General features: G+C 60.4%; 7 protein-coding genes and 1 pseudogene. 5 read left to right on the top strand and 3 right to left on the bottom strand.

Annotated features, from left to right (window positions below; all coding sequences use genetic code 11):
• From V7S54_RS33275 to V7S54_RS21100, 3 genes and pseudogenes are all read right to left on the bottom strand, one after another.
• A pseudogene (locus V7S54_RS33275) lies at nt 1-75 on the bottom strand (electron transfer flavoprotein subunit beta/FixA family protein); the annotation flags it as partial.
• A gap of 44 nt (nt 76-119) precedes the next feature.
• Nucleotides 120-725, bottom strand: a complete 606-nt coding sequence (locus tag V7S54_RS21105) for a dimethylsulfonioproprionate lyase family protein (RefSeq protein ID WP_336409431.1) — start codon at nt 723-725, stop codon at nt 120-122.
• Nucleotides 726-727: 2 nt separating this feature from the next.
• Nucleotides 728-2764 carry an NADH:flavin oxidoreductase gene (locus V7S54_RS21100; RefSeq protein ID WP_336409432.1) on the bottom strand — a complete coding sequence of 679 codons (2037 nt, stop codon included), beginning with the start codon at nt 2762-2764 and terminating at the stop codon, nt 728-730.
• A 148-nt stretch (nt 2765-2912) separates the two neighbouring features.
• On the opposite strand from V7S54_RS21100, the gene V7S54_RS21095 reads away from it, so the two are divergent.
• The 5 genes from V7S54_RS21095 to V7S54_RS21075 all read left to right on the top strand — a co-directional run bounded on the left by V7S54_RS21095 (nt 2913) and on the right by V7S54_RS21075 (nt 7478).
• Nucleotides 2913-3542, top strand: a complete 630-nt coding sequence (locus V7S54_RS21095; RefSeq protein WP_065375758.1) for a TetR/AcrR family transcriptional regulator — start codon at nt 2913-2915, stop codon at nt 3540-3542.
• A gap of 7 nt (nt 3543-3549) precedes the next feature.
• Entirely contained in the window at nt 3550-4350 is an 801-nt protein-coding gene (locus V7S54_RS21090; protein WP_336409433.1) for a pyrroline-5-carboxylate reductase family protein, read from the top strand.
• Nucleotides 4351-4414: 64 nt separating this feature from the next.
• Nucleotides 4415-5416 carry an ABC transporter substrate-binding protein gene (locus V7S54_RS21085; RefSeq protein WP_065375760.1) on the top strand — a complete coding sequence of 334 codons (1002 nt, stop codon included), beginning with the start codon at nt 4415-4417 and terminating at the stop codon, nt 5414-5416.
• A 102-nt stretch (nt 5417-5518) separates the two neighbouring features.
• The gene (locus V7S54_RS21080; RefSeq protein ID WP_058323042.1) at nt 5519-6406 is read left to right on the top strand and encodes an ABC transporter permease; all 888 of its coding nucleotides are present in this window, start codon (nt 5519-5521) and stop codon (nt 6404-6406) included.
• A complete protein-coding gene (locus tag V7S54_RS21075) occupies nt 6399-7478 on the top strand; it encodes a quaternary amine ABC transporter ATP-binding protein (RefSeq protein ID WP_336409434.1) in 1080 nt (359 codons plus the stop codon). Before V7S54_RS21080 ends, V7S54_RS21075 begins: the two co-directional genes overlap by 8 nt.
• The last annotated feature ends 34 nt before the right edge of the window (nt 7479-7512 follow it).

The following is a 7512-nucleotide window of genomic DNA, read 5'->3' as shown; positions in this document are numbered from 1 at the left end:
GCCCGAACCGTCTGCCTTCACGCGGATCTTGACGTTGTAGTCAACCACCCGCTTCACCGTCACAAGTATTTTCATGGCAACCTTCCTCCTGCGATCGGTTGTAGCCGAACGCTTTCACTTCAGTGTCTCGGTCGATCAGGCAACAAAGCCCAGAAGGCGAACAGCGGTGTTTCGCCCGAACGCATGGCGTGCCGGACGCCAGGCGGATTGTAGAAGGAACCTCCGATCCCGGGTGAGAACCATTCGGAGGTGCCGTGCTGAAACTCCCCCTCCGACAGAACCAGGTAGGTTTCTTCGGGGGCATGGTCGTGATCGGGATAACGCACGTTCGGCGCCATCAGCGTCACACCAAGCCAGAGGTCCCTTCGGTCCTCCAGACCGCCCGGCCCAACGATCATCGCATTGGCGTGGCCCGGCAGGAAATTCTCGCTTGCCGTATGGTCGTAGACGGAGCGGCACTTCCATTCGAGCATCGGCTCAAGGCCCGCGAAGCGCTCAATCAGTACGTCCAGGGACGGTCGCCCGGTTTTCGTTGCCAGAACGCTCTCGATATGATGGTTGCAGACCGGAAGGCGCTCTCCGATGTTCAAGCGTTGGGGTTGCGGCGCTTCGAGTTGGGCAAATATCTCCATGAGGGAGCGACGCGCTCTGAGATCCTGAACGCACTGGTCGAACGCGACGAAAGCCGTGTCCAGAAAAGCCTGCAGAGCGTCGACCCGCGCCATCGCTAGAGATCCTTGGCAAGTCGCAGCGCGTCGTAGATGGCCGCATGCGTGTTGCGCGCCGCGACCGCGTCGCCGATCCGGAAGAGTTGGTAGGAACCCTCCGGGTTGCGTTCAACCGACTGCGGCGCTCCGGAAATCAAGTCGTCGTAGGAGACCTCGCCGAGATTCCTCGAACCAGGTTTCAGTTCGAAATAGAGGTCATCGAGCGGAATGGTGCCGTGATTGACGACGATCTGATCGAAGGTCTGCTGCTTGGCCACGCCGCCATAGTCGCTGCCGACATGCGCGATGATCTGATTGCCACTCTTCTCTGCCGCCTCCAGCCTGTAGGTGACGGTGAAGGTGACATCGAGTTTCTGCAGCGAGCGCATATAGGGAACGAGGTTCATCGCCATGACTTCCGGCGCGAAGGAACGGTCCGGCGTCATGATCTCGACCTTGGCGCCTGCCTTGGCGAGGAATTCCGCGGCCTGGAGACCAGCATGGTCGCCGGCATCGTCGAAGATGAGCACGTTGGTTCCAGGCTTCACATCACCCGAGATGATGTCCCAGGAGGAAACAACGAGCTCGTTGCCCTTCGAAAGAACCTCTGTGTGCGGCAATCCGCCCGTGGCGATGATGACCACGTCGGGCGCGTCGGCAAGCACTGTGTCAGCCTCGGCCCATGTGTTGAACCGGAAGGTGACGCCGAGCTTTTCGCATTGGCTCATGCGCCAGTCGATGATGCTGATCATCTCCCGCCGGCGTTCGCTCTGGGCCGTCAGCCGGATCTGTCCGCCCGGATGGTTCGCGGCCTCGAAAACGACGACCTCATGCCCCCGTTCGGCGGAGACGCGAGCGGCTTCAAGGCCAGCAGGACCCGCCCCCACGATTACGACTTTCTTCCGAACCGCGGCCGTCGGGATCCGATGCGGCATCGTTTCTTCACGGCCGGTCGCCGCATTGTGAATGCAGAAGGCCATGCCACCTTGATAGATCCGGTCAAGACAGTAGTTGGCGCCGACACAGGGGCGGATGTCGTCCTCGCGCTTTTCCATGATCTTGCGCACGATATGCGGGTCGGTCATGTGAGCGCGGGTCATGCCGATCATGTCCACCTTGCCGGCAGCGATCGCGTGACGAGCCGTCGCCACGTCCTGGATCTTTGCGGCATGGAAGGTCGGGAATTTCGTTGCTGCGCGTACATCGCCCGCAAAATCCAGATGCGGCGCGCTCGCCATGCCCTGGATCGGGATGACGTCTGTCAGGCCCGCATCCGTATCGATATGACCGCGGATGACATTCAGATAATCGATGAGACCGCTTTCCTTCAGACGACGGGAGATCTCCAGGCCTTCAGCCTTTCCGGTCCCGCCGGGAAGACACTCGTCCGCCGTGTAGCGTACACCGAGGATAAAGTCGTTGCCGACCCTTTCGCGCATGGCCTTGAAGACGTCGAGACAGAAACGCAAACGGTTATCGAGCGAACCACCATAGGGACCATCGAGTTCGTTGGTAAGCGGCGAGGTGAACTGGTCGATGAGATGCCCGTAGGCTTCCAGCTCGACACCATCCATGCCGCCCGCCTTCATGCGTTCGGCGGCGTCCGCAAAATCCTTGATGATGCGCTCGATGTCCCAGTCTTCGATCTTCTTCGGAAAGGCGCGGTGTGACGCTTCGCGATGGTGAGAGGGTGCAACGACCGGGAGCCAGTCGCCTTTGTCCCAACGCGTGCGCCTGCCGAGGTGCGTGAGCTGGATCATGATCGCAGCGCCCTCCTCGTGCACGGCATCGGTCATCTGCCTGATCCACGGCACGATCTCGTCCTTGTAGGCGAGCAGGTTATTGAACACCGGGGGGCTGTCTTTCGAGACTGCCGCAGACCCGGCGGTCATCGTCAGCGCCACGCCGCCCTTGGCCCGCTCGACCGTATAGGCACGGTAGCGGCCCTTTGGCATACCGTCTTCCGGATAGGCCGGCTCGTGAGACGTGACGATGATGCGGTTGCGCAGGGTCAAATGCTTCAACTGAAATGGCTGAAGCAGGGGATCGTTCGACATGCGACGGGCTCCGGTTTATGGGACTTTAATTGCAACGGTAAGCGGAAATGTACACATGTGTCAATATTCAAAAACACAATAGTTTGGTTATTCGACACACATGTACATTTTGCTTGAAACGGCCCTTTGGATTTGTTAGGAGGCAATCATGGAACAGTCGATGAGTGACACTGGCTGGCGCGGTTCTCAGGAGGGGTGGCTCGAAGCCGCCTACGATTCCCTGCTCGAGTCGGGCGTGGACTCGGTGAAGATCCTGCCGTTGGCCAAACGGCTCAATCTTTCCCGGACCAGCTTCTATTGGTTCTTCAAGGACCGGGAGGAACTGTTGAACGCTCTCATCGCGCGCTGGAGGGAGAAGAATACGGGTAACCTCGTCAAGCAGTCCGAAGCCTATGCGGAGTCCCTCGCCGAAGCGATGCTGAACGTTTTCGACTGCTGGGTGAACAAGGATCTGTTCGACTCCCAGTTCGAGTTCGCCGTTCGCAGCTGGGCGCTGCAATCGCCCGAGATACAGGCCGAAGTACATGAGGCCGATCAGGCGAGAATGGAGGCGCTGAGCCGCATGTTCATGCGTTTCGGCTACGAGGCAGGACCGGCGGACGTCCGCGCGCGAACGACCTACCTGGTGCAGATCGGATACATCTCGATGCAGTCCAAGGAGGACCTCGCGCTCCGCATGAAGCGCATTCCGGAATACATCGCGATCTACACCGGACAAACGCCGCAGCAGAGGGAGCTCGATCGCTTCTTCGCCCGGCATGGCTACAAATCAGATTGAGAGAAGAATGGAAACGGGCGGACCTTTGAGGGTTGGCGTAATTGGTGGTGCCGGATGGCTGGGCGGAGCAATCGCCGCTGCCATTCTCGATGCCGGCATCGTCGAGCCTCAAGACCTGTCGCTCTCTTTTCGAAGCGAGCGCCCCGACCGTTTCAACGGCTCCTTCTGGACATCAGACAACCAGGCACTTGCCGACCGTTCGGACGTTATCGTTCTCTCCGTCCGCCCGGCCGACTGGCCCAGCCTGACCGTCGTCGCCGAAGGCAAGCTACTGATCTCCGTCATGGCGGGCATACGCCTCAGCGCTCTGAGTGAGCACCACCGCACCGACCGCGTGGTCCGAACCTTGCCCAATGCGGCGGCCGAAGTTCGCAAGTCCTATACGCCGTGGATCGCCGCCGCCGGGCTGCAGGACGACGATCGGACGATCATACGGGCGATCTTCAATGCCTGCGGCGCTCAGGATGAAGTGCGTTCAGAAGCGGAGATCGACTATCTGACCGGTCTCACCGGATCGGGGCCTGCCTTTCCGGCGCTGCTCGCCGAAGCGATGATGGCAGACGCCGTCTCGCATGGACTGGCCCCCGAGATCGCCAAGCGTGCCGTCAACACCCTCATCGTGGGTGCCGGCCGGCTGTTGGAGCAGCGCGACGACTGTCCGACCGACATTGTCCAGACCTTCCTCGATTATCGCGGCACCACCGCGGCCGCGATCGAGGAGATGCGCGCGGCCGGCTTTGATGCCGCCGTTTCACGCGGGTTGACGGCTGCGTTCAGGAAATCGGTTCGCATGGGAGAAGCCTCCTAGCGTCGTAGGACGGGGTCCGCGGCGCCCCGTTCCAAAGAAAAAGCCGCCAAAAGAGGGAACGATAATGAAAAGCTTGCTTGCATCGACATGCCTGTTCCTTGGAACCGTCGCCGGTTCGTCGCTCGCCAACGCGGCGGATTGCGGCAGCCTCACCATCGCCAGCATGAACTGGCAAAGTGCCGAGGTAATTTCCAACCTCGACAAGATCATTCTCAATGAAGGTTACGGCTGCAGCGCCGAAATCACCATCGGCGACACCGTGCCGACCATCACATCGATGGCGGAAAAAGGCGAACCCGATATTGCGCCCGAGGCCTGGATCGATCTGCTTCCCGACGTGGTCAAGAAAGGGACGGAGGAAGGCCGCATCGTGAAGGTCGGCTCTCCGCTTCCCGACGGCGGCGTCCAGGGCTGGTGGATCCCGAAGTATTTTGCTGATGCCCATCCTGACATCAAGACAATTCCCGACCTCCTGAAGCATCCCGATCTCATCAAGGATCCTGAAGACCCGAGCAAGGGCGCGATCTTCAACGGCCCGCAGGGCTGGGGCGGCACGGTCGTGACCGCGCAGCTCTACAAGGCCTTCGAAGCTGAAAAAGCCGGCTGGACGCTTGTCGACACCGGATCCGCTGCAGGTCTCGATGGTTCGATCGCCAAGGCCTACGAACGGAAAGAAGGCTGGGTCGGCTACTACTGGGCGCCGACGGCCCTCCTCGGCAAGTACGAGATGGTGCAACTCGAAGCCGGCGTACCCTACGATGCAGCCGAGTGGAAGCGCTGCGTTACGGTTGCCGAATGCACCGACCCCAAACCCAGTGCATGGCCGGTCGACACGATCGTGACGCTCGTCGCCAAGCCCTTCTCCGAGAAGGCCGGGCCCGAGGTCATGGACTACCTCAACAAACGCTCCTGGAGCAACGAGACGATCGCCAAGCTCATGGCCTGGATGACCGACAACCAGGCGAGCGGCGAAGAAGGTGCCAAGCACTTCCTCGAAGAAAACCCGGATATCTGGAAAAAGTGGGTTTCCCCCGAGGCCGCCACGAAGATCGAGGCTGCGCTGTAACTAGCACTGCCACAAGCCGGTGCGGTGTGCTTCCCGCACATCGCACCGTTCATGCCGACATAACAACAAGAACGTATCGGCTCTTTCGAGAAGGGGAACCGAATGGACTGGTTTTATCAATTTCCGCACATGGACGACAACGCGCTTCGAGATCTGAAGAAGGTCATCGACGAGACTTTTCGCGGCTTTACGCGCAATTACGGCGAACTGATCGAGGGATTTTTCACGCCGCTGCAGCATTTTCTGATCGCCGCCGAACGCTTCATGACCAAGACGCCATGGCCGATCATCACGCTCCTGATCCTCGCCATCGCCTGGGGAGCCACCAGGAGCCTGCGGATCGTCGGTGGCTGTCTCGTGACGCTGTTGCTGATCGGCTACTTCGACATGTGGGACGACACGATGCGGACGATCTCGATGATCTTCGTCTGCACCGTGCTGTCGATCGCGATCGGACTGCCGATCGGCATTCTGATGTCGCGCTCCGACCGGGTCCAGCGGGTCGTCAATCCCGTGCTCGACGTCATGCAGACCATGCCGAGCTTCGTCTACCTGATCCCCGTGGTCATGCTTCTCGGCATCGGCAAGGTTCCCGGCTTGATCGCCGTCGTCATCTACGCCATCCCGCCGATGATCCGCCTCACCAATCTCGGCATTCGCCTGGTCGACAAGGACGTTCTGGAAGCCGCCGATGCCTTCGGCGCCGACAACAGGCAGAAGCTCTTCAAGGTGCAGCTCCCGCTTGCGCTTCCGACTATCATGGCAGGGATCAACCAGACGATCATGATGGCGCTTGCCATGGTCGTCATCGCCTCGATGATTGGCGTTCAGGGTCTTGGCCAGCCGGTGCTGAAGGCGATCGCCAACCAGTATTTCACGCTTGGCATCTTCAACGGGCTTGCGATCGTCGGCATCGCCATCATGTTCGACCGTGTCAGCCAGGCCTACGGCGAACGGCTGCAGAAGCATCGGGAGGTCGTCCATGGCTGATCATGCTTTCGGCGGCATCCAGATCCGCCATCTCTATAAGATCTTCGGTCCGAATGCGCAGTCCCATGTCGAGGCAGTCAAGAACGGCCTGACCAAGACCGAACTCAACGAACGCTACGGGCATGTGCTCGGCCTTCGCGACATCAACATCGAGATGCCGTCGGGCTCGATCCAGGTGATCATGGGCCTTTCCGGCTCGGGCAAGTCCACACTCATCCGCCATATCAACCGGCTGATCGATCCGACGGCTGGCGAAGTGCTCGTTGACGGCGTCGACGTGGTGAAGATGCCGGAAACGGAACTGCGCGAATTCCGCCGTCATCAGACAGCCATGGTGTTCCAGAAGTTCGCGCTGCTTCCGCATCGAAGCGTGCTCGACAATACGATCTTCGGCCTTGAAATCCAGGGTGTGTCGCGCGTGCAAAGCATCGACACCGCCATGCGATGGCTGGAGCGCGTCGGTCTCAAAGGCTTCGAGCAGAAGTATCCCAATCAGCTCTCCGGCGGAATGCAGCAGCGCGTCGGCCTTGCCCGCGCGCTTGCCAATGACGCACCGGTGCTCCTGATGGACGAGGCCTATTCGGCGCTCGATCCCCTCATCCGCACCGACATGCAGACGGTGCTTCTGGACCTGCAGAAGGAGATCAAGAAGACGATCGTCTTCATCACCCATGATCTCGACGAGGCACTGAGGCTGGGTGACCAGATCGCCATCCTTCGTGACGGCGAGGTCATCCAGCAGGGTTCGAGCCAGGATATCGTGCTGAGACCGGCCGACGACTATGTCGCGAACTTCGTGAAGGAGGTGAACCGGGGTCGCGTGGTGCATGTAGAGGCGATCATGACGTCATTCGGCGCGACCGCCGTCGATAGCGGGCAACGGATTGCCGCCGATCTCACAATCGAAGAGGCGGTGCGTACGCTCGCCTCTGCACCCGAAGGCGACATCATCGTCGTCGATCCCTCGGGAAAGCCTCTCGGCACGGTCACCTTCCGCCAGCTGGCGGGCGCGATGGTCAATGCGCACGAGACGAACGATCGCGATATGGCGATTGCGGCCACCGCCGCGTGAGGCAACGGCGCGACCGTCCAGTTGCCTTGTCCTC

The sequence above is a fragment of the Ensifer sp. CCNWLY38 genome (assembly GCF_037120565.1).
Classification (GTDB): domain Bacteria; phylum Pseudomonadota; class Alphaproteobacteria; order Rhizobiales; family Rhizobiaceae; genus Ensifer; species Ensifer adhaerens_H.
The sequence above is the reverse complement of the archived record's forward strand: the minus strand, read 5'-3'. Positions and strand labels throughout refer to the sequence as shown.

Excerpts from the sequence above, each read along its gene's own strand:
- V7S54_RS21105 (WP_336409431.1), bottom strand. The coding sequence starts at position 725 with ATGGCGCGGGTCGACGCTCTGCAGGCTTTTCTGGACACGGCTTTCGTC.
- V7S54_RS21100 (WP_336409432.1), bottom strand. The coding sequence starts at position 2,764 with ATGTCGAACGATCCCCTGCTTCAGCCATTTCAGTTGAAGCATTTGACC.
- V7S54_RS21095 (WP_065375758.1), top strand. The coding sequence starts at position 2,913 with ATGGAACAGTCGATGAGTGACACTGGCTGGCGCGGTTCTCAGGAGGGG.
- V7S54_RS21090 (WP_336409433.1), top strand. The coding sequence starts at position 3,550 with ATGGAAACGGGCGGACCTTTGAGGGTTGGCGTAATTGGTGGTGCCGGA.
- V7S54_RS21085 (WP_065375760.1), top strand. The coding sequence starts at position 4,415 with ATGAAAAGCTTGCTTGCATCGACATGCCTGTTCCTTGGAACCGTCGCC.
- V7S54_RS21080 (WP_058323042.1), top strand. The coding sequence starts at position 5,519 with ATGGACTGGTTTTATCAATTTCCGCACATGGACGACAACGCGCTTCGA.
- V7S54_RS21075 (WP_336409434.1), top strand. The coding sequence starts at position 6,399 with ATGGCTGATCATGCTTTCGGCGGCATCCAGATCCGCCATCTCTATAAG.